This window comes from Burkholderia sp. Ac-20345 (assembly GCF_017104825.1).
In the GTDB taxonomy this organism is placed as follows: domain Bacteria; phylum Pseudomonadota; class Gammaproteobacteria; order Burkholderiales; family Burkholderiaceae; genus Burkholderia; species Burkholderia lata_B.
In genome coordinates this window covers 1-22631 of record NZ_JAAGPO010000183.1, presented here as the reverse complement: position 1 = coordinate 22631, position 22631 = coordinate 1, and the positions used below count along the sequence as shown (strand labels likewise).

Sequence of the window (22631 nt, the reverse complement as noted above, 5' to 3'; positions counted from 1 at the left end):
TACATGTCTGGCCATCTCAAGTAGCTCTATCTGTTATGTTTTGGTGTTGCTCACGATCCACACTCGCCTCACACGATACATCACCCTCTTTCCCTACACGACACTCTTCCGATCCCGCTCCAGCCGCACGGCGTCGCCGTCGCGCAGTACGAGCATCCAGGTCTTGCGCGTCGGCACGGCCTTCTTCGGCCGCGCGGCCGGCAGTTCGCGCTGGCGGCCCGTCGATTGCGCGACGCAGTCGCCCGCGAACGGGCAGCGTGCGCAATCGGGCTTGCCGCGCATGCACAGCGTCGCGCCGAGATCCATCAGCCCCTGCGTATACGCGCTCACGTCGGCCGGGTTCGCGGCGTCCGGCAACAGCGATTCGGCCAGCGCCCACATGTCGTTCTCGACGCGCTTCTCGCCCGGAAAGCCCTCGACGCCGAACACCCGTGCAAGCACGCGCTTCACGTTGCCGTCGAGGATCGTCGCGCGCGCGCCGTACGCGAACGACGCGATCGCCGCGGCCGTCGAACGGCCGATGCCCGGCAGTTCGGCGAGCGCGTCGGGCGTCGCCGGAAACGCGCCGCCATGCTCGGCGACGACGACCTGCGCGCAGCGATGCAGGTTGCGCGCGCGCGAGTAGTAGCCGAGCCCCGCCCACAGCGCCATCACGTCGTCGGTCGGCGCGGCCGCGAGCGCGGCGACGTCGGGGTAGCGTTCGAGAAAGCGCGTGTAATACGGGATGACGGTCGATACCTGCGTCTGCTGCAGCATGATTTCCGACAGCCAGATCCGGTACGGATCACGGGTGTTCTGCCACGGCAGGTCGTGGCGGCCATGCTCGCGCTGCCATGCGACCAGGCGCGTGGCGAACGTGCGATGCAGCGGCGTGACGGGGAACGGAGCGGGGGCGATGCGGGGCGGCTTCAAGTTATCTAATCGTGGAAAAAGGTTTCAACGCTGGCAGGTCGGACAGAAATAGGTCGACCGCTGACCCTGCACGATCTGGCGGATCGGCGTGCCGCATACGCGGCATGGCTGGCCTGCACGGTCGTAGACGAAGCAGTCGAGCTGGAAATAGCCGCTTTCGCCGTTGCTGCCGACGAAATCGCGCAACGTGCTGCCGCCGCGCTCGATCGCGTCGGCGAGCGTCGCGCGCACCGCGTCGGCCAGCCGCTCGTAGCGCGGCAGCGAGACCTTGCCGGCGGCCGTCGTCGGCCGGATGCCGGCGCGAAACAGGCTCTCCGACGCATAGATGTTGCCGACGCCGACGACCATGTCGCCCGCGAGCAGCGCCTGCTTGACCGACACGGTGCGGCCGCGCGTGCGCGCGTGCAGCAGCGCGCCGGTAAACGCCGGCGAGAACGGCTCGACGCCGAGGCTCGCGAGGAGCGGATGCGCATGCACGTCGCCCGCTTCGCGCGGGTGCCACAGCACCGCGCCGAAGCGACGCGGATCGCGGAACCGCAGCACGAATTCGTCGAAGATCCAGTCGATGTGATCATGCTTCGCGGCGACCGGCACGCCGTCCGCGGGCAGCACGCGCAGCGTGCCCGTCATGCCGAGGTGGACGATGAACCAGCCCGCGTCGACCTCGAACAGCAGGTACTTGCCGCGACGCTCGACGGCGAGCACTTCGCGCGCGCGCAACTGCTCGGCGAGCCCGGCCGGCACGGGCCAGCGCAGCATCGCGGTACGGACGTCGACACGCTCGACGCGGCGGCCCGCGACAAAGGGCTCGATGCCCCGGCGCGTGACTTCGACTTCTGGCAACTCTGGCATTGTTTGCGGGTCTGAGACTCGATTTACGATCGTGCGTGTATTGTAGCGAGCGCGTTACAATCGGTTGAAACATCGAACGGATTTCCATGACCCTGCCCTCGAAGCTGCTTCAGAAGCGCCCCGCCGCCGAGCGCGGCGTGCGTGCCTTCCCGGTCCGCCGTGCACTCGGCGCCGCGCTGTTTGCCGCCTGGACCCTCACCGCCTTCCCGGCTCACGCGCAGGATCCGGCATCGGACGACGCGGAGTCGCAGGGCGCGTTCGAGCATGTGATGCCGGACGAGCAGAAGAATCTTCCCGGCGTGCCGCTGACGAGCCAGATCGTCTACCAGGTGCTCGCCGCCGAGGTCGCGCTGCAGCGTAACCAGCCCGCGCCGGCCTACCAGACCTATCTCGCACTCGCCCGCGACACGCGCGATCCGCGCATGGCGCAGCGTGCGACCGAGATCGCGCTCGGCGCGCAGAGCCCGGCCGACGCGCTGTCCGCCGCGAACCTGTGGCGCCAGTACGCACCGGATTCGAATCGCGCGTCGCAGGTTGACGCCGCACTGCTGGTGCTCGCCGGCAAGCCGGCCGACGCGCAGCCGATGCTCGCGCGCGAACTGGTCCGGGCGACCGGCGAGACGCGCGGCCCGGCGATCCTCGCGCTGCAGGCGCTGCTCGTGCGCGGCCCCGACCGCGTCGGCGGCCTCGCGGTACTGAAGGACATGCTGAAGAACGACCTGAACCGGCCCGAGGCCCAGCTCGCGATCGCGCGCCAGCAGATCGCGGTCGACGACAAGGACGGCGCCGCGCAGTCGCTGAAGCAGGCGCTGCAGATCCGCCCCGACTACCTGCCGGCGGCCCTGATGCTGTCGCAGATGGGCCCCGCGGAACGCGCGGCGGGCATCGCGTCGTTCGAGAAGTATGTTCAGCAGAATCCGAAGTCGCGCGATGCGCGGCTCGCGCTGTCGCAGCTCTATCTCGCCGACGATCGCCTCGACGACGCGCAGAAGCAGTTCGAGACGATGCGCAAGCTCGACTCGAAGGATCCGACACCGCTGATGGCGCTCGCGCTGATCAAGATCCAGCAGAAGAAGCTCGACGAAGCGACCGGCTACCTGAAGCAGTACGTACAGCTCGGCGACAAGCAGCCGAACCTCGACGTCGGCCAGGGCTACATCTACCTCGCGCAGATCGCGATCGACCAGAACAACGACCCGCAGGCGTCGCAGTGGCTCGACAAGGTCGACCAGACGAGCCAGCACTACCTCCCCGCACAGATCACCCGCGCGCAACTGCTGCAGAAACAGGGCAAGACCGACGAGGCGCGCAAGGTGCTCGACAACCTGCCGATCACGGATCCGCGCGATGCGGCCGTGGTCGCACGCACCGACGCGTCGATCCTGTTCACCGCGAAGCGCTATCCGGAAGCCGAGGCGCGGCTCGGGCAGGCGGTCCAGGACTTCCCCGACGATCCCGACCTGCGCTACGACTACGCGATGGCGGCCGAAAAAACCGGCCACTACACGACGATGGAGAAGCAGCTGCGCGAGCTGATCCGCACGCAGCCCGACAATCCGCAGGCGTACAACGCGCTCGGCTATTCGCTCGCCGACCGCAACCAGCGGCTGCCCGAAGCCAGCAAGCTGATCGACAAGGCGATGACGCTCGCGCCGAACGACGCCTACATCATGGACAGCCTCGGCTGGGTGAAGTACCGGATGGGCGATTCGGCGGGCGCCACGAAGGTGCTGCGGCGCGCGTACGAACTGCAGCCGAACGCCGAAATCGGCGCGCATCTCGGCGAAGTGCTGTGGAAGAGCGGCGCGCAGGACGACGCGCGTTCCGCGTGGCGTGCCGCGCAGAAGCTCGAGCCGGACAACGACACGCTCGTGCAGACGCTGAAGCGCCTCCAGATCAACGGTCTCTGATGCAGATGTTCCCGACGTTTTCCCTGTCCTCCCGCGCGCAGCGCACGCTGGCCGCGGCCGGCGCGGCGCTCGCGCTGGCCGGCTGCGCGAGCACGCCGCCGTCGGCCAGCGCGCCGGCGGGCGCGGCGCTACAGACCGCCGCAACGCACGCTTACCATGGCCGCTTCGCGGTGCAATACGACGACCGTCTCGGCAAGCAGCAGAACGTGTACGGCAACTTCGACTGGCAGGAGCACGGCGACGACGTGTCGCTCGAGCTGCGCAGCCCGCTCGGCCAGACGCTCGCGGTCGTGAAGTCGACGCCGCAGGCGGCATCGCTCGAATTGCCGAACCGTCCGACGCAATATGCGCCGGACGTCGGCGACCTGATGCAGAAAACGCTCGGCTTCGAACTGCCGCTCGCGGGCCTGCGCTACTGGCTGCTGCCGACAGCCGCGCCTGCCACGCCCGCGGAGACGGTGCGCGATCCGGCCGACGGCACGCGCGTCAAGCAGATCCGCCAGGACGGCTGGACGATCGACTACCTCGCCTACGCGGATGCCCCGGCCACGGGCGTCAAACGCGTCAACCTCGTGCGCGCGACTCCGCCGCTCGACATCAAGCTCGTGCTCGATCAGTGAGCACCGGCCTAGCCCAGACATACGCATGACCGATTCGACCCGCTCGCTGCGCAACTGCCTTGCGCCCGCGAAACTCAACCTGTTCCTGCACATCACCGGCCGCCGTCCGAACGGCTATCACGATCTGCAGAGCGTGTTCCAGTTGTTGAACTGGGGCGACACGCTGCACTTCACGCTGCGCGACGACGGTCGCGTCGCGCGCGTCACCGACGTGCCCGGCGTGCCCGAGGAGAGCGACCTCGTCGTGCGCGCGGCCAACCTGCTGAAAGCGCATACGGGCACCGCGCACGGCGTCGACATCGAGATCGACAAGTGCCTGCCGATGGGGGCCGGCCTCGGCGGCGGCAGCTCCGACGCGGCGACGACGTTGCTCGCGCTGAACCGCCTGTGGCAACTCGACCTGCCGCGCGCCGAGCTCCAGTCGCTCGCAGTAAAACTCGGCGCAGACGTCCCGTTTTTTATTTTTGGAAAAAATGCGTTCGCAGAGGGTATCGGAGAAGAATTAGCTGAGGTACAATTGCCGACTCGCTGGTTCTTGGTTGTAACGCCTCGCGTTCACGTCCCAACCGCTGAAATATTTTCAGATAAGTTGTTGACAAGAGATTCGAAGCGCGTCACAATTACGGACTTTCTTGCACAGCAAAGCAGCGATGCGGGATGGCCAGATAGTTTCGGTCGGAACGATATGCAGCAAGTTGTGACAAGTAAGTACGCGGAAGTTGCGCAGGTGGTCAAATGGTTGTATGATGTGACCCCCGCGAGGATGACCGGCTCCGGAGCAAGCGTGTTTGCAGCGTTTCGCAGCAAGCATGAGGCAGAAGCGGCGCAAGCCAAGCTGCCCACCGGTTGGAACGGTGCAGTTGCCGAGAGCCTGAACGAGCATCCGCTCTTCGCTTTCGCGTCATGAAGTTTTACTTTGCCGGATGGCCTACACGAGTCCGGTGAAGTTATCAGTTAAGTGTAGGGGAGTCGCCAAGTTGGTCAAGGCACCGGATTTTGATTCCGGCATGCGAGGGTTCGAGTCCTTCCTCCCCTGCCAAAAATTTTCCCGCATTTCCCGCCCAAGCCTGAAGCAGGTGCACGATGAGCAGCCACAGCCATGATGGCCTGATGGTCTTTACTGGCAACGCGAATCCCGCGCTCGCCCAGGAAGTCGTCAATATCCTTGGAATCCCCCTCGGCAAAGCAATGGTCAGCCGTTTCTCCGACGGCGAGATCCAGGTCGAGATCCAGGAAAACGTGCGCGGCAAGGACGTCTTCGTCCTGCAATCCACGTGCGCGCCGACGAACGACAACCTGATGGAACTGATGATCATGGTCGATGCGCTCAAGCGCGCATCCGCTGGCCGGATCACTGCTGCCATCCCCTACTTCGGCTACGCCCGTCAGGATCGCCGCCCGCGTTCGGCGCGTGTCGCGATCTCGGCGAAGGTCGTCGCGAACATGCTGGAAATCGCCGGCGTCGAGCGGATCATCACGATGGATCTGCACGCCGACCAGATTCAGGGCTTCTTCGACATCCCGGTCGACAACATCTACGCAACGCCGATCCTGCTGGGTGACCTGCGCAAGCAGAACTACTCGGATCTGCTCGTCGTGTCGCCGGACGTCGGCGGCGTGGTGCGTGCCCGGGCACTCGCGAAGCAGCTCAACTGCGATCTCGCGATCATCGACAAGCGTCGCCCGAAGGCGAACGTCTCCGAAGTGATGAACATCATCGGTGAAGTCGAAGGCCGCACCTGCGTGATCATGGACGACATGGTCGATACGGCAGGCACGCTCTGCAAGGCTGCACAAGTGCTGAAGGAGCGCGGCGCGAAGCAGGTGTTCGCGTACGCGACGCACCCGGTGCTGTCGGGCGGCGCAGGCGATCGCATCGCCGCATCGGCGCTCGACGAGCTGGTCGTCACCGACACGATCCCGCTGTCGGCCGAATCGCTCGGCTGCTCGAAGATCCGTGCACTGACGAGCGCGAGCCTGCTGGCCGAAACGTTCTCGCGAATCCGCCGCGGCGATTCGGTGATGTCGCTGTTCGCGGAATCCTGATCGCGAATCGACTGAACAAAGCATGCGCAGAAAGCGAAGCGGCAACGCTTCGCTTTTTGCACAATCGGACGGGATAGACGAAACCCCGCCCGTTTCATCGGGGGCCGCAGTTTGACGGCCCCGTTTTACTGCCTGGTCGCGGGCAGCTATTGGAGAATTACATGAAAGTCGTCGCTTTCGAGCGCCAAGAGCAAGGTACGGGTGCGAGCCGCCGCCTGCGCAACGCTGGCAAGACCACGGGTATCGTTTACGGTGGCGAAGCAGCCCCGCAAAAGATCGAACTCGATCACAACGCCCTGTGGCACGCCCTGAAGAAGGAAGCTTTCCACTCGTCGATCCTCGACCTCGAAGTGGCTGGCCAGTCGCAACAGGTTCTGCTGCGCGACGTGCAATACCACCCGTTCAAGCAACTGGTGCTGCACGTGGACTTCCAACGCGTTGACGCGAAGAAGAAGCTGCACACGAAGGCACCGCTGCACTTCCTGAACGCTGAAATCAGCCCGGCCGTGAAGCTGTCGAGCGCGATCGTTTCGCACGTCGCGACGGAAATCGAAATCGAGTGCCTGCCGGCTGACCTGCCGGAGTTCCTCGAAGTCGACCTGTCGAAGATCGAAGCCGGTCAATCGCTGCACGCGAAGGACATCACGCTGCCGAAGGGTGTCGCGCTGGTCGCGCACGTCGACGCGGAAAACCCGGTTGTCGCATCGGCGACGGTCCCGGCTGGTGCCGTGTCGGACGCAGCAGAAGGCGAAACGCCGGCTGCCTAAGCGGGCTGCCTGCACCCATCGATCCGTTTCACGAAACGGTCGACGCAACCCGCCGCGGCTTGCCCGGCGGGTTTTTCTTTTTCTGCGCCCAGGCGGCTGTTGCCGCCCTCGAAACGTCATGATCAAACTGATCGTCGGCCTCGGCAATCCCGGGGCGGAATACACCGCGACGCGTCACAACGCCGGCTTCTGGCTGATCGACCAGCTCGCCCGCGAAGCCGGCGCGACGCTACGCGACGAACGCCGCTTCCACGGCTTCTACGCGAAAGCGCGCCTGCACGGCGAGGAAGTCCATCTGCTCGAGCCGCAAACCTACATGAACCGCTCCGGCCAGTCGGTCGTCGCGCTCGCGCAATTCTTCAAGATCCTGCCCGACCAGATCCTCGTCGCGCACGACGAGCTCGACCTGCCGCCCGGCACCGTGAAGCTGAAGCTCGGCGGCGGCAGCGGCGGCCACAACGGCCTGAAGGACATCACCGCGCACCTGTCGTCGCAGCAGTACTGGCGGCTGCGGATCGGCATCGGCCATCCGCGCGACCTGATTCCGGAAAGCGCGCGCGCCGGCGCGAAGCCCGACGTTGCGAACTTCGTGCTGAAGCCGCCGCGCCGCGAGGAACAGGACGTGATCGACGCGTCGATCGAACGCGCGCTCGCCGTGATGCCGATGGTCGTCAAGGGCGAACTCGACCGCGCGACGATGCAGTTGCATCGCAACTGACCGCATCGCACCGCTCCGGTGCATCGAGCCGTCCGGCGTGTCGCCGGGCGGCCCTACCCGCCCCACCCTGCGCGCACATGCGGTAATCTGGTCGCTTTGCCCGACAGGAGCCAAGCGGTGAGCCGTTACTGGAGCGACGTCGTTCAGCAACTCGTGCCTTACGTGCCGGGCGAGCAGCCCGCACTCGCACACCCCGTCAAGCTGAACACCAACGAGAATCCCTATCCGCCGTCGCCGCGCGTTGTCGCGGCGATCACACGTGAACTCGGCGAGACCGGCGACACGCTGCGCCGCTATCCCGACCCGGTCGCACGCGCGCTGCGCGAGACGGTCGCAGCCCATCACCGCATCGGGCCCGAGCAGGTGTTCGTCGGCAACGGCTCCGACGAGGTGCTCGCGCACGCGTTCCAGGCGCTGCTCAAACACGACCGGCCGCTGCGCTTCCCCGACATCACGTACAGCTTCTATCCGACCTATGCGCGCCTGTACGGCGTCCAGATGTCGATCGTGCCGCTCGCAGACGATTTCTCGATCCGTGTCGACGACTACCTCGACGACGCCGGTGGCGTGCTGTTTCCGAACCCGAATGCGCCGACCGGGCGCGCGCTGCCGCTTGCGGACGTCGAGCGGATCGCGGCTGCGAACCCGTCGTCGGTCGTCGTGATCGACGAGGCGTATGTCGACTTCGGCGCGGAGTCGGCGATCACGCTGATCGACCGCTACCCGAACCTGCTCGTCGTCCACACGACGTCGAAGGCCCGCTCGCTCGCGGGCATGCGCGTCGGCTTCGCGTTCGGCGATGCGGCGCTGATCGACGCGCTGAACCGCGTGAAGGACAGCTTCAACTCGTACCCGCTCGACCGGCTTGCGCAAGTCGCCGCGCAGGCCGCATATGAAGACACCGATTATTTCAACGCAACCTGCCGGCGCGTGATCGACAGCCGGACGCAGCTCACGCATGCGCTCGACACGCTCGGCTTCGACATCGTGCCGTCGGCCGCAAATTTCGTGTTCGCGCGCCATCCCGCGCACGACGCGGGTGCGATTGCAGCGAAACTGAAGGAACGGGAAATTTTCGTGCGGCACTTCCGGCTGCCGCGGATCGACCAGCACCTGCGCATCACCGTCGGCACCGACGCCGAATGCGATGCGCTCGTCGCGGCGTTGCGCGAGCTGCTGGACTGAAACGAAAGAACCGGCGCCAGGCGGCGCCGATCCGGATGCGTGACGTGCGCGTGCCGAAGGATTCGAGCACGCGCGTCACCGCGGGGTCACGACGCGTCGTCGCCCTTCCCGGCGGTCAACGCGTGATACTTCTCCATCAATTGCGCGTGCGATTCGTCATGCTGCGGATCGCGCGGAATGCATTCGACCGGACACACCTGCTGGCACTGCGGTTCGTCGAAATGGCCGACGCACTCGGTGCACTTGTTCGGGTCGATCACGTAGATGTCCGTGCCCATCGAAATCGCGCCGTTCGGGCACTCGGGCTCGCACACGTCGCAATTGATGCACTCGTCGGTAATCATCAAAGCCATACTGATCTCACTTCTTCAGGCCGGCGGCCGGCTTCGCAACGAAACCGGCCGGCGCCGCATTACGCGGCAGGGCCTCCCATCGCAGCGACTTTCTCGGTCAGCCACTTCTCGACGGACGGGAACACGAACTTGCTGACATCGCCGCCCAACTGCGCGATTTCGCGCACGATCGTCCCCGAGATGAACTGGTACTGATCGGACGGCGTCATGAACATCGTCTCGACGTCGGGCAACAGGTAGCGGTTCATCCCCGCCATCTGGAACTCATATTCGAAATCGGACACGGCGCGCAGGCCGCGCACGATCACGCGCGCATTGTTGGTGCGGACGAAATCCTTCAGGAGGCCGGTGAAACTCATCACCTTCACGTTCGGATAATGGCCGAGCACCTCGTTCGCAATCGTCAGACGTTCTTCGAGCGAGAAAAACGGCTTTTTCGCGCGGCTGTCGGCAACACCGACCACCAGCGTATCAAAAATGCTCGACGCACGCCGCACGAGGTCTTCGTGCCCGCGCGTCAGCGGATCGAACGTACCGGGATACACGGCGACTACCATGTCGCTCCTCCTGTCATCACGCAAACGGGATGGCAGCCGTGCAATGCGCACGCCGCTGCCGAGATGGGCATGCGTCGCCTTTGCGGCGCGCCGCCTCGTATGGAACGCGCATTATTCATCATTTTCGCGCCGCAGCAAATGATAGTGAACCGCACCTGCCTTGCCGTGCTTCACGACCTGCCAGCCGGCGAGCGCCTCGTGCGCGGCCGGATCGAGCTCCGCCCCCGTCTCGACGTACAGCGCGCCGCCCGCCGCGACGAGCGGCGCCGCCAGCGCGACCGAACGCTCGAGCACGGCCGCCTCGCCGAACGGCGGATCGAGAAACACGACGTCGAACGCGCCCGGCGTGAGCCCGGCCGCGAGCCGCAACGCGTCCGCCTCCGCGACCTCGACCGCACGTGCGCCGAGCTTGTCCTTGATCGCACGCAGTTGCTGCGCGGCGCGCGGATGGCGCTCGACCATCACGACGCTCGCCGCGCCGCGCGACGCGGCCTCGAAACCGAGCGCGCCGGTGCCCGCGAACAGGTCGAGGCAGCGCCAGCCTTCGAGATCCTGGCCGAGCCAGTTGAACAGTGTCTCGCGCACGCGATCGGGCGTCGGCCGCAGGCCGTCGAGATCGAGGACCGCGAGCGGCGTGCGTTTCCAGTCACCGCCGATGATGCGGATCGTGTGCGGCTTGCCGCGGCCAGAAGGGGCCGCCGAGCGGCCGGGAGAGGAACGGGACATACGGAATATCGACAACGGAGGGACCGGGCGCGCGCGAGGGCGCACCGCTAAACAGGCGCACGTTACCACAGCGGCGGCGCACACTGACGCGAGGGCCACGCCGCACTGATAAAATGCACGGTTTCGGCCGCCGTGCGCCGCGCCCGCGCGAACGCAGAACGGCCCGTCCGGTGCCCCGCCCCTGGCGGCGGCCCGCCCTCTTCCCGACGTCAGACCATGTTCAGCTTCTTCAAACGATTCAAGAAAACGCAGGAGCCCGATCCGGCGGAATCGCAATCGGCCGACGCGCAGCAAACGGACGAACCGTCCGATGCGCCCGTAGTCGAGGCCCCGCCCGCGGCCGACGTGCCGCAAGCGCCCGCGCAACCGGCCGCGCCGGCCGTCGTGATGACGGTCACGCCGACCAACGACGGCCGCGACGAAGTCGTCGAGACGGTCGAAATCGTCCCGCCGCCGCTGCAGGACGCCACCTCGAAGAAATCGTGGCTCGCGCGCCTGAAAACGGGGCTCGCCAAGACGGGCTCGAGCATCACCGGCGTCTTCGTCAACACGAAGATCGACGAGGATCTGTACGAGGAGCTCGAAACCGCGCTGCTGATGTCCGACGCGGGCGTCGACGCGACCGAGTACCTGCTCAACGCGCTGCGCGAAAAGGTGCGCACGGGCCGCCTGACCGACCCGCAGCAGGTGAAATCGGCACTGCACGACCTGCTCGTCGAGCTGCTGACGCCGCTCGAGAAATCGCTGATGCTCGGCCGCGCGCAGCCGCTCGTGATGATGATCACCGGCGTGAACGGTGCAGGCAAGACGACCAGCATCGGCAAGCTCGCGAAGCATCTGCAGAGCTTCGACCAGTCGGTGCTGCTGGCCGCGGGCGACACGTTCCGCGCGGCCGCGCGCGAACAGCTGGCGGTCTGGGGCGAGCGCAACAACGTGACGGTCGTGCAGCAGGAAAGCGGCGATCCGGCCGCGGTGATCTTCGACGCGGTCAGCGCCGCGCGCGCGCGCAAGATCGACGTGATGATGGCCGACACGGCCGGCCGCCTGCCGACGCAGCTCCACCTGATGGAAGAGCTGAAGAAGGTGAAGCGCGTGATCTCGAAGGCGCACGACGGCGCGCCGCACGAAGTGCTGCTGGTGATCGACGCGAACACCGGCCAGAACGCGCTCACGCAGGTCAAGGCATTCGACGACGCGCTCGGCCTCACCGGCCTCATCGTCACGAAGCTCGACGGCACCGCGAAGGGCGGGATTCTCGCCGCGATCGCGCGGCAGCGTCCGGTGCCGGTCTACTTCATCGGCGTCGGCGAGAAGGTCGAGGATCTGCAGCCGTTCAGCGCGGTCGAATTCGCGGACGCGCTGCTCGGCTGAACACCGCCGGCACGCATCGCACGGGGCGCCTTCGGGCGCCCTTTTTCATGCGCGCCCGGTCATGCATGCCGGGCGCACCGCGCTCATTCGGCGTCGGGCTGCGCGCCGGGCTCGGCGGCCTTGAATGCATCGAGCGTCGACGCATGGTCGACGATCCGCTGGATCGTCGGATAACGCGTCGTGTCGATCGAGAAGCGGTTCGCGTTGAACACCTGCGGCACGAGGCACACGTCGGCGAGCGTCGGCGTGTCGCCGAAACACAGCTTGCCGGTGCGCGGATCGCTCGCGAGGCGCGTCTCGAGCGTGTCGAAGCCCGCCTCGATCCAGTGGCGGTACCACGCGTTCTTCGCGTCCTCGGGCACCTTCAGCGTGTGCTTCAGGTACTTCAACACGCGCAGGTTGTTGAGCGGATGGATTTCGCACGCGATCTGCAGCGCGACCGCACGCACATACGCGCGATCGACCGGCTGCTTCGGCAGCAGCGCCGGCTCCGGATGGGTTTCCTCGAGATATTCGATGATCGCGAGCGACTGCTGCAGCGTCGCGTCGCCGTCGATCAGCGTCGGCACGACCGCATCCGGATTCAGCGCGCGGTACGCGTCCTTCAGCTGCTCGCCGCCGTCGCGCAGCATGTGCACGGGGACATAGTCGAACGGCAGCTGCTTCAGGTTCAGGGCGATCCGCACGCGGTACGACGCGGAACTGCGGAAATAGCTGTAAAGCTTCATGGGATGTCTCTCGTAGTCGTATTCGGCCGGCGACGGCACGGGCGCGGCGCAGCCGGCGCGCGCACCGCCGGGAACCAGAGTGTAGCGCGCCGCGCCGCGCGGCCTCGCTTGCGACGGCCGCACCCGTGCGATACTCGGGGCATTCCCCACCGCTCACAGCGCGGCCCGATGCCGGCCGCCCGCCCCACGCCCCGATGACCGCTTCCCACGATCCCGCCGCCGTTCCGTTCCCGTGCGCCCGCTTCATCAAGGAAATCGGCCGCGGCCCGCACGGCGCACGCGCGCTGTCCGCCGAGGACACGTTCGAGCTCTATCGCGCGATGCTCGACGCGCGCGTGTCGGACGTCGAACTCGGCGCGATCCTGATCGCCTACCGGCTGAAGGGCGAATCCGCCGACGAGCTGGCCGCGATGCTCGCCGCCGCGCAGGCGTCGTTCGAGCCGGTGCACGTGCAGGACGCCGCGTTCCGCCCCGTGTCGATCCCGAGCTACAACGGCGCGCGCAAGCAGCCGAACCTCGTGCCGCTGCTCGCGCTGCTGCTCGCCCGCGAAGGCGTGCCGGTGCTCGTGCATGGTGTCGGGCAGGATCCGGGCCGTGTAACGAGCGCCGAGATCTTCTCGGCGCTGTCGCTCGCGCCGTCGACGTCGCACGATGCGATCGAGGACACGCTTGCCGAGCGCCGCGTCGCGTTCGCGTCGATCGAAGTGCTGGCGCCGCGCATCGCACACCTGCTGTCGATGCGCAGCGTGCTCGGCGTGCGCAACTCGACGCACACGCTCGTGAAGATCCTGCAGCCGTTTGCGCCGGCCGGCCTGCGGCTCGTCAACTACACGCACCCGCCGTACCGCGACAGCCTCGCGCAGCTGTTCCGCGACCATCCGGACGCCGCGCTCGGCGGCGCGCTGCTGGCACGCGGCACCGAGGGCGAAGCCGTTGCCGATACGCGGCGCCAGGTGCAGGTCGACTGGCTGCACGACGGCGTGTGCGACACGCTGATCGAGGCCGAGCGCTCGTCGACCGATGCGCCCCCTGTCGCCCTGCCCGAATCGCGCGACGCGGCCACGACGGCGGCGTGGACGGACGCCGTATTGCGCGGCGAGCTGCCGGTGCCCGACACGGTCGCCCGGCAGGTCGCGACGATCGTGCAGATCGCCCGCATCGCGCGCTGACGGCACGCTCGCGAACCGGCCCCGCTTGCAGGGCATTTGACACGCGAGCGCATCCTGGCATAGAGTTGCCGTCATGCGTTCCTTTCCGAACACCCTCCGAATTACCTCCGGCCGCCTAGCGCGGCCGCTATCGCTACGACTAGCCTAAGGCTGTCGTAGCGCCGTGTGCTGTCCGCACGGTCCCTCCCAGCAGTTCCTCGCAGTACCCCTCTCGTAGTTTTTACAACCCGAAGTCGTCAGCATTCGTCCGTCTATCCGTCGGCCGACTCGCGAAGATCATCCGCATCCGCAGCGCGTTCACGTGCCGCGGAGCGAGGCAGCGCCAACCGTCGCCCATGCCGCCCGTCTTCGCTCACGACTTGAGACCCGAGGTCCAGAAGATGCAGCGCAATCCGCAAGACAAGTACCGTCCGTTCGAGCCCGTCCGCCTCAATGGCCGCAAATGGCCGTCGCGCACCATCGAGCGCGCGCCCGTCTGGATGAGCACCGACCTGCGCGACGGCAACCAGTCGCTGATCGAGCCGATGAGCATCGAGCAGAAGCTCGAGTTCTTCGAGATGCTGGTTGCGATCGGGTTCAAGGAGATCGAAGTCGGTTTTCCGTCGGCGTCGCAAACCGACTTCGATTTCGTCCGCAAGCTGATCGACGACAAGCGGATTCCCGACGACGTGACGATCGAAGTGCTCGTGCAGGCGCGCGAAGACCTGATCGCCCGCACGTTCGACGCGCTCGAAGGCGTACCGCGCGCGATCGTGCACCTGTACAACGCGGTCTGCCCGTCGTTCCGCCGCATCGTGTTCGGGATGTCGAAGGCCGACGTGAAGGCGCTCGCGATCGACGGCACGCGCATCATCAAGGAACACGCCGCCGCGCGCCCCGACACGCAGTGGACCTTCCAGTACTCGCCGGAAACCTTCAGCATGACCGAGCTGACGTTCGCGCGCGAGATCTGCGACGCGGTCGCGCAGACCTGGCGGCCGACCCGCGACCACAAGATGATCGTCAACCTGCCGGCCACCGTCGAAGCCGCGGGCCCGAACGTGTTCGCCGACCAGATCGAGTGGATGGACCGCAACCTCGCGTATCGCGACAGCATCGTGCTGTCCGTGCATCCGCACAACGATCGTGGCACCGCGGTCGCGGCAGCCGAACTCGCGCTGCTCGCGGGCGCCGACCGCATCGAAGGCTGCCTGTTCGGCAACGGCGAACGCACCGGCAACGTCGATCTCGTCACGCTTGCGCTGAATCTCTACACGCAAGGCATCGATCCGGGCCTCGATTTCTCCGACATCGATGCCGTGCGCCGCGTCGTCGAACGCTGCAACCAGATTCCCGTGCATCCGCGCCATCCGTACGCAGGCGACCTCGTGTTCACCGCCTTCTCGGGCTCGCACCAGGACGCGATCCGCAAGGGCTTCGCGCAACAGCGCCCCGACGCGGCCTGGGAAGTGCCGTACCTGCCCATCGACCCGGCCGATCTCGGCCGCAGCTACGACGCCGTGATCCGCGTGAATAGCCAGTCCGGCAAGGGTGGTGCCACGTTCCTGCTCGAGCGCGGGATGGGCTTCACGCCGACGCGCCGCGTGCAGATCGAATTCAGCCATGCGGTGCAGACGCTTGCCGACGCATCCGGCGAGGAAGTGACGGGCGACGCGATCTGCGCGCTGTTCGCGCGCGAATTCTTCGACACCGACGGGCCGGCCGCGCGTCACGGCAGCGGCGCGTGCTGGCAGACCCGCGAGATCGCGGCGGCGCCGGCGGCGGACACGACGCCCGACGATGCGGTGCGACGCTTTGCCGCGGCGTTCGCGGCCACCGCCGGCGCGGCGATCGACGTCGCGTCGTGCGAACACGCGCGCACCACGGACGGGCGGATCGCGGTATCGGTCGGCTGCCGGGTCGGCGATGCACCGCTGCGGCACGGCGTCGGCCTGCACGCCGATGCGGCGAGCGCCGCGCTCGATGCGGTCGTCAGCGCGATCAACCGCTCGGCCTGGCACTGCGCGGATCGCCGCGCGGCGGCCTGAGCGCCAGGTTCCGCTTCAGGGTTCCAACGTCAGCGAGCGGGGCGTGACCGCCCGTGCGCCGCGCGATCCGCGCCGCACGAGGCAGCAAAAAGCGGCCCAGAAGGCCGCTTCGGTCGGGACGTGAAAAGGAGCGCCACGCGCGCTCATGTCTCGGTCGCGCACCGCGTCGCCTGCCACGCGAACAGGCTCCAGCGCCCCTGTTCGTGGGTGTGGACGGAGGTATACGCAATCGGGAAGACCAGGCCGCCGTTGTTCGTTTCCATCTCGATCAACGCGCGCCCGGTGACGATGCAGGTCTCATCGCCGACGGGCAGCACGTCCTGCGACTGGATTTCGATCTGGCGATAGCGGCGGCGGCCGGCGACGATGGCGTCGATGAACTGCTGCTTGGTTTCGCGTTTGCCGTTGGTGTGCACGAAGAACACCTTGTCCGACAAAAGCGCGTCGAGCGCCTCGCCGTCCCCGTCCACCATCGCCCGGAACCGATCGCGCTCGAGCGCGCGGATCGCATCGACCACCTTCGCCATCGCCTGACTCCTCGGCAACGCGCACGCCGTGCGCGGGCATGCGGATCAGAAGTTGTACTGCAAGTAGAACTGGTGGAAATTTATACCAGGATTCGGCTCTTTGATACCCGCGTTAGACACATGTTCAAAACGGTAGCCGACCTGATACTGTTGCCGTTGGCCGAACTGCACGCCCACTCCCGCCGTCGGCGCGAACTGGAACGCAGTCCCCATCGAGAAGCGATCCGAAATCGTCGGGTGCGTCAGCAGCCGGATGCCGCCGCCGGCCTCGATGAACGGGCGGATCTCCCCGGCGCTCTTGATGAAGCGGAACATCGGCGTCACGCCGAATTCGCCGATGCTGCTGTGGACGTTGCCGCCCGTGTGCCAGTAGCCGGCGTGCCCTTCGACCACGAACGCAAAGTGCCAGCCGCCGATTTCCCACCAGTTCCAGCCCGGATCCCACACCACGCCGAGATCGCCCTTGTCGACCCCGTGGCGATCCGAAAAACCGCCGCCCGCCTGAATCCCCCACCGATCCGCGCATGCCGCACCCGATCCGCCCAGAAGGGACGCCGCCAGCATCGCGTGCAGCGCAAGCCGGCTGCGAGGCCGGCGATTCTTCTTATTGTTCATCTGACACTCCAACTTTGTGGGTTGAATGGAGCCTGCCGCTTCGGCCGGCTCGAGCGAACTGAATGGTATGGTAAAGGACTTTTCGGATCGGCATCACAAAGCGAAATGGCTTCCTTCCAAAACGACAAAAATTGAAATCGTCTACTGATTACCATCAGAAACAACGGCTTACGGAACTTCGCTTCGCTCCCTCTGTCGCAGAATAGACTATCGACTCCACTGGCTCGATAGAAAAAGCGGGAACTCCGATGCCCACGCTTGCTCTAAGGAATTAGCACTCGGATTACGGGAGTGCTAAGATGGCCCACGGAATTTCATTCGAGACCGGGGGTTTGTCCCTGATTCCAAAGGAGTTTTTTTAGTGAGCAATGCCCTGACCCTCCCGAACACCCTGAGCCCGACGCCGGCCAAGGCCGCATCGGCAGGCTCGCTGGCGCTCGCAGCTCAATCGATGTTGCCGGGCCAGCTTGGCAACATCGACGCGTATATCCAGGCCGTCAATCGCATTCCGCTGCTGACGGTCGAAGAGGAACGCCAGTACGCGACCGAATTCCGCGAAGGCAACAACCTCGACTCGGCACGCCGCCTCGTGCTGTCGCACCTGCGGCTCGTCGTGTCGATCTCGCGCAACTATCTCGGCTACGGCCTGCCGCACGGCGACCTGATCCAGGAAGGCAACATCGGCCTGATGAAGGCCGTGAAGCGCTTCGATCCGGCCCAGAACGTGCGCCTCGTGTCGTACGCGATCCACTGGATCAAGGCCGAGATCCACGAGTACATCCTGCGCAACTGGCGCACGGTGAAGGTCGCGACGACGAAGGCGCAGCGCAAGCTGTTCTTCAACCTGCGCAGCCACAAGAAGGGCCTGCAGGCGATGACGCCCGAGGAAATCGACGGCCTCGCGAAGGAACTCAACGTCAAGCGCGAAGACGTGACCGAAATGGAAACGCGCCTGTCGGGCGGCGACATCGCGCTCGAAGGGCAGGTCGAAGACGGCGAGGAGTCGTACGCGCCGATCGCCTACCTGGCCGACTCGCACAACGAACCGACCGCCGTGCTCGCCGCGCGTCAGCGCGACACGCTGCAGACGGACGGCATCGCGCAGGCACTCGACGCACTCGACGCGCGCAGCCGCCGCATCATCGAGGCGCGCTGGCTGCACGTCGACGACGACGGCTCGGGCGGCTCGACGCTGCACGATCTCGCTGCCGAGTTCGGTGTGTCGGCGGAACGCATCCGCCAGATCGAAGCGAGCGCGATGAAAAAGATGCGCACCGCCCTCGCCGAATACGCGTAAATCGCTGCGATTTAGAGCGCCTCATCGAAAACCGCTGCCCGACCGGCAGCGGTTTTTTTTCGCCTGTCTTTTCCCCTGCTTTTCATTCGCTTCTTCGATCGCTTCTCCGATCGTTTCCCCGCTCGTTTCTTCACGCGCTTCAGTGCGGATTAATTGACCTGATTCGTCAGGTAATAGGCAGTTTCCGGGCCCCTTCCGCATAACCTTGATCTGCCTCAAGTTTCGGCTCGTGTTTCGCGACGGTCTGCCGCAGCGCAGCACTCGGCATCGGAAAGCCGTCCTTTTAAAATTGGCATGTCAGGCGCAAAAGGATTAAAACAGCTTCACGGCCGTCATATATCCGACGTAAAGTCGCCCCAAATCAGACCTAAATCGATTCAGGATAATCGCCTTGATCTCGATCAATAAAGAGCCTGCGCCGCCTCCCCCACGGCCGGCCGGAACGATCGGCTGGCGCGCGCGCATCGCCGCGTGGGCACGCGGCCCGACCCTCGCCCGCGACATCACCCTGGTGCTGATCGTCAAGCTGATCCTCCTGATGTCGCTCAAATACGCATTCTTCAATCATCCGCAGGCCGAGCACATGTCGTTGCCGCCTGCCGCCGTCGCCGAGAAGCTGCTCTCGGTACCGGCGCCTGCACCCACCGAGGGAGACCACCATGATAAGTAGCGAAGTCGTCGATCTGTCGCGTCTGCAGTTCGGCATCACGGCGCTCTACCACTTCCTGTTCGTGCCGCTGACGCTCGGCCTGTCCTGGCTGCTCGTCATCATGGAAGCTGTTTACGTGATGACCGGCAAGCAGGTCTACAAGGACATGACCCAGTTCTGGGGCAAGCTGTTCGGGATCAACTTTGCGATGGGCGTGACCACCGGCATCACGCTCGAATTCCAGTTCGGCACGAACTGGTCGTACTACTCGCACTATGTCGGCGACATCTTCGGCGTGCCGCTCGCGGTCGAAGGCCTGATGGCGTTCTTCCTCGAATCGACGTTCGTCGGCCTGTTCTTCTTCGGCTGGAACCGCCTGTCGAAGGTCAAGCACCTGATGGTCACGTTCCTCGTCGCGCTGGGTTCGAACCTCTCCGCGCTGTGGATCCTCGTTGCGAACGGCTGGATGAACAACCCGGTCGGCGCGGAGTTCAACTACCAGACGATGCGCATGGAGATGACGAGCCTGTTCGACGTGCTGTTCAACCCCGTCGCGCAGGTGAAGTTCGTGCACACGGTGTCGGCCGGCTACGTGTCGGCGGCGATGTTCGTACTCGGCGTGTCGTCGTGGTACCTGCTGAAGAAGCGCGATGTCGACTTCGCGCTGCGCTCGTTCGCGGTCGCGGCCGGCTTCGGCCTCGCGGCGACGCTGTGCGTGATCGTGCTCGGCGACGAATCGGGCTATACGACCGGCGAAGTGCAGAAGATGAAGCTCGCCGCGATCGAATCCGAATGGGAAACGCAGCCGGCACCCGCATCGTTCACGCTGATCGGCATTCCGAACCAGGAAGCACAGCGCACCGACTACGCGATCAAGATCCCGTATGCGCTCGGCCTGATCGCGACGCGCTCGATCGACGAACCGGTGATCGGCCTGCGCGAGCTCGCGAAGCACAGCGAGGAGCACATCCAGAGCGGGATGGTCGCGTACGGCGCGCTGCAGAAGATCAAGCAGGGTGACACGAGCGACGCAACCCGCGCGCTGTTCGACCAGCACAAGCAGTATCTCGGCTACGGGCTGATGCTCAAGCAGTTCACGCCGAACGTGGTCGATGCGACGCCCGAGCAGATCAAGGCCGCCGCGAAGAAGACGATCCCGCCGGTCGCGCCCGTGTTCTTCTCGTTCCGGATCATGGTGGCCCTCGGCTTCCTGTTCGTCGCGACGTTCATCGCCGCGTTCTGGTTCTGCGCACGCCGCGAACTGCTGCAGGACAACCGCCGCTGGTTCCTCCGCTATGCGGTGTGGGCGATCCCGCTGCCGTGGATCGCGATCGAATTCGGCTGGATCGTCGCCGAGCTCGGCCGCCAGCCGTGGACGATCGCCGGCGTGCTGCCGACGCACCTGTCCGCGTCGAGCCTGCAGCCGAGCGACCTGTACCTGAGTCTCGCGGGCTTCATCCTGTTCTATACCGCGCTGTTCGTCATCGAGATCAAGCTGATGTTCAAGTACGCGCGCCTCGGCCCGTCGTCGCTGCATACCGGCCGCTATCACCACGAAATCGCGGCCGCCAGCGAGCGCGCCCCGGCGTGAGCACGCACCTGAAACGGAACAAGGAATCGCTATGGACTATGCAACTCTCAAGCTGATCTGGTGGCTGCTCGTCGGCGTGCTGTTGATCGGCTTCGCCGTCACCGACGGCTTCGACATGGGCGCGACCGCGCTGCTGCCGTTCCTCGGCAAGACCGACGAGGAACGCCGCATCATCGTCAACACCGTCGGCGCGACGTGGGAAGGCAACCAGGTGTGGCTGATCACGGCCGGCGGCGCGATGTTCGCGGCCTGGCCGCTCGTCTACGCGGCGTCGTTCTCCGGCTTCTACTTCGCGATGCTGCTGGTGCTGTTCGCGTTGTTCTTCCGGCCGGTGGGCTTCGACTACCGCAGCAAGCGGCCCGACCCGCGCTGGCGCGCGGGCTGGGACTGGGGCCTGTTCGTCGGCGGCTTCGTGCCGGCGCTGGTGTTCGGCGTCGCGTTCGGCAACCTGCTGCAAGGCGTGCCGTTCAAGTTCGACAGCGACCTGCGCGTGACCTACTACGGCAGCTTCTGGGCGCTGCTGAACCCGTTCGCGCTGCTGTGCGGGCTCGTCAGCCTCACGATGCTCGTCGCGCACGGCGCGGCCTTCATCAAGATGAAGACGGAAGGCGTGATCGCGCGCCGCGCGTCGGTCGCACTGCGCGTGGCGTCGTTCCTCGCGGTCGTGCTGTTCGTGCTGGCCGGCGTGCTGGTCGCATCGACCATCGGCGGCTTCCACATCACGCACGCCGCGCCGACCGATACGGTCGCAAACCCGCTGCTCAAGGACGTCGCTGCCGGCTCGGGCCTGTGGCTCGCGAACTACGGCGAATTCCCGTGGATGATCGCGGCGCCCGTCGTCGGGATCGCGGGCGGCTTGTTCGCGCTGCTGCTCGCCGGTTCGAAGCAGGAGAAGACGGCGTTCTTCTGCACGGGCCTGATGATCACCGGCGTGATCCTCACCGCAGGCTTCTCGATGTTCCCGTTCATCATGCCGTCGTCGCTCGACCCGCGCAGCAGCCTGACCGTGTGGGATTCGACGTCGAGCCACATGACGCTGCAGGTGATGCTGTTCGCGGTGATCGTGTTCCTGCCGCTCATCCTGCTCTACACGAGCTGGGTGTATCGCGTGATGCGCGGCAAGGTCACGCGCGAGGTGCTCGAAGAGAACAAGCATTCGATGTATTGATGCATTGAACCGGGCCGGGGCGCGCTCGCGCCCTCGCCCACCGTTTCGCAAGGAGTCGGATCATGTGGTATTTCAGCTGGATTCTCGGTATCGGCGTCGCGCTGTCGTTCGGCATCGTCAATGCGATGTGGCTCGAAGCGCGGCAGAAGACGCAGGAAGCACGCGTTCGCCAGGACTGATGCGTGTGCGGCCGATCGCGCCGCCGCCGTCCCGAAGGAACCTCGCCTCGCGCGAGGTTTTTTTTCGCTCCTGCCAGCCGGACAGGCCCGGCACGTCGATGCCAATTTAGCGCCAGATTGATACCACTTGAATACCAATAAAAGGTTTCATAAGATCTTTGGACACGGCCGCTGACAGGCCGAATCCATCTGGTGGGGGAGACATGCGAATCCCGTATGCGGCGCGCGACTGCGCGCCGTCTCGCCGTCGGCGTGCGGCGGCCGGCTGTGCTTCGTCGGCGAGCGACGCCGTCATCGTCCGCACAGGTCGCTTGCGCGCCTTTGCCACCGGCCGCGCCGCCACGGCATCCGCAGCAGCCGCTGCCGTGCGCCGCCGATGAAGACGCGCATCCGCCCACGCCGATCCGACCGGCACGCCTGCCCGCCACCCGTTCCGTAACGCACGCGCACGCGTGCCGACTTCGCGCGGGGCAGCCGCATCGCCCGCGCGCCCTGTTGTCCCCGCAGCTCCGTTGAAAGTCCCGCTCGCAGCGACGTCATCCCGTGACGCCGCTACGCCCCTTTTTTCTCAGGAGTCCGCATGAACCGAACCTTGTCCACCTTGTTTGCCGGCCTGCTGATCGCGGCACTGTCGCCGGCCGCGCTCGGCGCGCTGCCCGCGTCA

Annotated in this window: 23 protein-coding genes, 1 tRNA gene and 1 pseudogene; 16 read left to right on the top strand and 9 right to left on the bottom strand. The window is 65.9% G+C overall.

Translation table 11 applies throughout. From position 1 onward, the window contains the following. Positions 1 to 114 precede the first annotated feature (114 nt). Positions 115 to 912 (bottom strand): annotated as a pseudogene (gene mutY / locus G3O06_RS37900) (A/G-specific adenine glycosylase); the annotation flags it as partial. 24 nt (positions 913 to 936) lie between these two features. Beyond that, on the bottom strand, positions 937 to 1764 hold the full coding sequence (gene mutM / locus G3O06_RS37895) for a bifunctional DNA-formamidopyrimidine glycosylase/DNA-(apurinic or apyrimidinic site) lyase (RefSeq protein WP_166965048.1): 828 nt from the start codon (positions 1762 to 1764) through the stop codon (positions 937 to 939). Between the two features lie 86 nt (positions 1765 to 1850). On the opposite strand from mutM, the gene G3O06_RS37890 reads away from it, so the two are divergent. The 8 genes from G3O06_RS37890 (at position 1851) to hisC (ending at position 9010) form a co-directional block, all read left to right on the top strand. Further along, a complete protein-coding gene (locus G3O06_RS37890) occupies positions 1851 to 3674 on the top strand; it encodes a tetratricopeptide repeat protein (protein ID WP_174916169.1) in 1824 nt (607 codons plus the stop codon). Beyond that, a complete protein-coding gene (gene lolB, locus G3O06_RS37885) occupies positions 3674 to 4294 on the top strand; it encodes a lipoprotein insertase outer membrane protein LolB (protein WP_174971602.1) in 621 nt (206 codons plus the stop codon). The genes G3O06_RS37890 and lolB overlap by 1 nt, the downstream gene beginning before the upstream one ends. A 25-nt stretch (positions 4295 to 4319) precedes the next feature. Next, a complete protein-coding gene (gene ispE / locus G3O06_RS37880) occupies positions 4320 to 5201 on the top strand; it encodes a 4-(cytidine 5'-diphospho)-2-C-methyl-D-erythritol kinase (protein ID WP_174986214.1) in 882 nt (293 codons plus the stop codon). Between the two features lie 55 nt (positions 5202 to 5256). Then, positions 5257 to 5333 (top strand) — tRNA-Gln (locus G3O06_RS37875). Positions 5334 to 5377: 44 nt separating this feature from the next. After that, complete coding sequence (locus G3O06_RS37870; protein WP_011353235.1) at positions 5378 to 6340, top strand: ribose-phosphate pyrophosphokinase; 963 nt, start codon at positions 5378 to 5380, stop codon at positions 6338 to 6340. A 161-nt stretch (positions 6341 to 6501) separates the two neighbouring features. After that, the gene (locus G3O06_RS37865; RefSeq protein ID WP_039346059.1) at positions 6502 to 7107 is read left to right on the top strand and encodes a 50S ribosomal protein L25/general stress protein Ctc; all 606 of its coding nucleotides are present in this window, start codon (positions 6502 to 6504) and stop codon (positions 7105 to 7107) included. 118 nt (positions 7108 to 7225) lie between these two features. Beyond that, on the top strand, positions 7226 to 7825 hold the full coding sequence (gene pth, locus G3O06_RS37860; RefSeq protein ID WP_021163050.1) for an aminoacyl-tRNA hydrolase: 600 nt from the start codon (positions 7226 to 7228) through the stop codon (positions 7823 to 7825). Between the two features lie 117 nt (positions 7826 to 7942). Continuing rightward, a complete protein-coding gene (gene hisC / locus G3O06_RS37855; protein ID WP_205819181.1) occupies positions 7943 to 9010 on the top strand; it encodes a histidinol-phosphate transaminase in 1068 nt (355 codons plus the stop codon). Positions 9011 to 9096: 86 nt separating this feature from the next. On the opposite strand, the gene G3O06_RS37850 is transcribed toward hisC, so the two are convergent. The 3 genes from G3O06_RS37850 to rsmD all read right to left on the bottom strand — a co-directional run bounded on the left by G3O06_RS37850 (position 9097) and on the right by rsmD (position 10646). Next, a complete protein-coding gene (locus G3O06_RS37850) occupies positions 9097 to 9363 on the bottom strand; it encodes a YfhL family 4Fe-4S dicluster ferredoxin (RefSeq protein WP_175006164.1) in 267 nt (88 codons plus the stop codon). Positions 9364 to 9422: 59 nt separating this feature from the next. Next, complete coding sequence (gene coaD, locus G3O06_RS37845) at positions 9423 to 9920, bottom strand: pantetheine-phosphate adenylyltransferase (protein WP_031403077.1); 498 nt, start codon at positions 9918 to 9920, stop codon at positions 9423 to 9425. Positions 9921 to 10031: 111 nt separating this feature from the next. After that, the gene (rsmD, locus tag G3O06_RS37840) at positions 10032 to 10646 is read right to left on the bottom strand and encodes a 16S rRNA (guanine(966)-N(2))-methyltransferase RsmD (protein ID WP_205819180.1); all 615 of its coding nucleotides are present in this window, start codon (positions 10644 to 10646) and stop codon (positions 10032 to 10034) included. Between the two features lie 216 nt (positions 10647 to 10862). On the opposite strand from rsmD, the gene ftsY reads away from it, so the two are divergent. Beyond that, positions 10863 to 12017, top strand: a complete 1155-nt coding sequence (gene ftsY / locus G3O06_RS37835; RefSeq protein WP_174916175.1) for a signal recognition particle-docking protein FtsY — start codon at positions 10863 to 10865, stop codon at positions 12015 to 12017. Between the two features lie 83 nt (positions 12018 to 12100). Here ftsY and maiA read toward each other — a convergent pair whose 3' ends face one another. Beyond that, on the bottom strand, positions 12101 to 12745 hold the full coding sequence (gene maiA, locus G3O06_RS37830) for a maleylacetoacetate isomerase (RefSeq protein WP_174916176.1): 645 nt from the start codon (positions 12743 to 12745) through the stop codon (positions 12101 to 12103). Positions 12746 to 12939: 194 nt separating this feature from the next. Here maiA and ybiB point away from each other — a divergent pair, with 194 nt between their 5' ends. Together ybiB and leuA are read left to right on the top strand one after the other, a co-directional pair. Next, positions 12940 to 13914, top strand: coding sequence for a DNA-binding protein YbiB (gene ybiB, locus G3O06_RS37825; RefSeq protein WP_174971585.1), 975 nt, complete (start codon positions 12940 to 12942; stop codon positions 13912 to 13914). 380 nt (positions 13915 to 14294) lie between these two features. Continuing rightward, on the top strand, positions 14295 to 15941 hold the full coding sequence (gene leuA, locus G3O06_RS37820; protein WP_205819179.1) for a 2-isopropylmalate synthase: 1647 nt from the start codon (positions 14295 to 14297) through the stop codon (positions 15939 to 15941). Positions 15942 to 16084: 143 nt separating this feature from the next. On the opposite strand, the gene G3O06_RS37815 is transcribed toward leuA, so the two are convergent. Together G3O06_RS37815 and G3O06_RS37810 are read right to left on the bottom strand one after the other, a co-directional pair. Continuing rightward, on the bottom strand, positions 16085 to 16468 hold the full coding sequence (locus tag G3O06_RS37815; RefSeq protein WP_011353245.1) for a nuclear transport factor 2 family protein: 384 nt from the start codon (positions 16466 to 16468) through the stop codon (positions 16085 to 16087). Positions 16469 to 16513: 45 nt separating this feature from the next. Further along, positions 16514 to 17083 carry an acyloxyacyl hydrolase gene (locus G3O06_RS37810; protein WP_174971583.1) on the bottom strand — a complete coding sequence of 190 codons (570 nt, stop codon included), beginning with the start codon at positions 17081 to 17083 and terminating at the stop codon, positions 16514 to 16516. Between the two features lie 361 nt (positions 17084 to 17444). Between G3O06_RS37810 and rpoH the strand changes: the two genes are divergently transcribed. Next, the gene (gene rpoH / locus G3O06_RS37805) at positions 17445 to 18380 is read left to right on the top strand and encodes an RNA polymerase sigma factor RpoH (RefSeq protein ID WP_011353247.1); all 936 of its coding nucleotides are present in this window, start codon (positions 17445 to 17447) and stop codon (positions 18378 to 18380) included. A gap of 21 nt (positions 18381 to 18401) precedes the next feature. On the opposite strand, the gene G3O06_RS37800 is transcribed toward rpoH, so the two are convergent. Then, complete coding sequence (locus G3O06_RS37800; protein WP_205819178.1) at positions 18402 to 18599, bottom strand: hypothetical protein; 198 nt, start codon at positions 18597 to 18599, stop codon at positions 18402 to 18404. Positions 18600 to 18765: 166 nt separating this feature from the next. Here G3O06_RS37800 and cydP point away from each other — a divergent pair, with 166 nt between their 5' ends. The 4 genes from cydP (at position 18766) to cydX (ending at position 21967) form a co-directional block, all read left to right on the top strand. Beyond that, positions 18766 to 19050 carry a cytochrome oxidase putative small subunit CydP gene (gene cydP, locus G3O06_RS37795; protein ID WP_174971627.1) on the top strand — a complete coding sequence of 95 codons (285 nt, stop codon included), beginning with the start codon at positions 18766 to 18768 and terminating at the stop codon, positions 19048 to 19050. After that, positions 19040 to 20620 carry a cytochrome ubiquinol oxidase subunit I gene (locus G3O06_RS37790; protein WP_174916179.1) on the top strand — a complete coding sequence of 527 codons (1581 nt, stop codon included), beginning with the start codon at positions 19040 to 19042 and terminating at the stop codon, positions 20618 to 20620. Before cydP ends, G3O06_RS37790 begins: the two co-directional genes overlap by 11 nt. Before the next feature lie 31 nt (positions 20621 to 20651). Continuing rightward, positions 20652 to 21788: a cytochrome d ubiquinol oxidase subunit II gene (gene cydB, locus G3O06_RS37785; protein ID WP_205819177.1), complete on the top strand. Its 1137-nt coding sequence runs from the start codon at positions 20652 to 20654 to the stop codon at positions 21786 to 21788. A 62-nt stretch (positions 21789 to 21850) separates the two neighbouring features. Then, complete coding sequence (cydX, locus tag G3O06_RS37780) at positions 21851 to 21967, top strand: cytochrome bd-I oxidase subunit CydX (RefSeq protein WP_174916181.1); 117 nt, start codon at positions 21851 to 21853, stop codon at positions 21965 to 21967. The last annotated feature ends 664 nt before the right edge of the window (positions 21968 to 22631 follow it).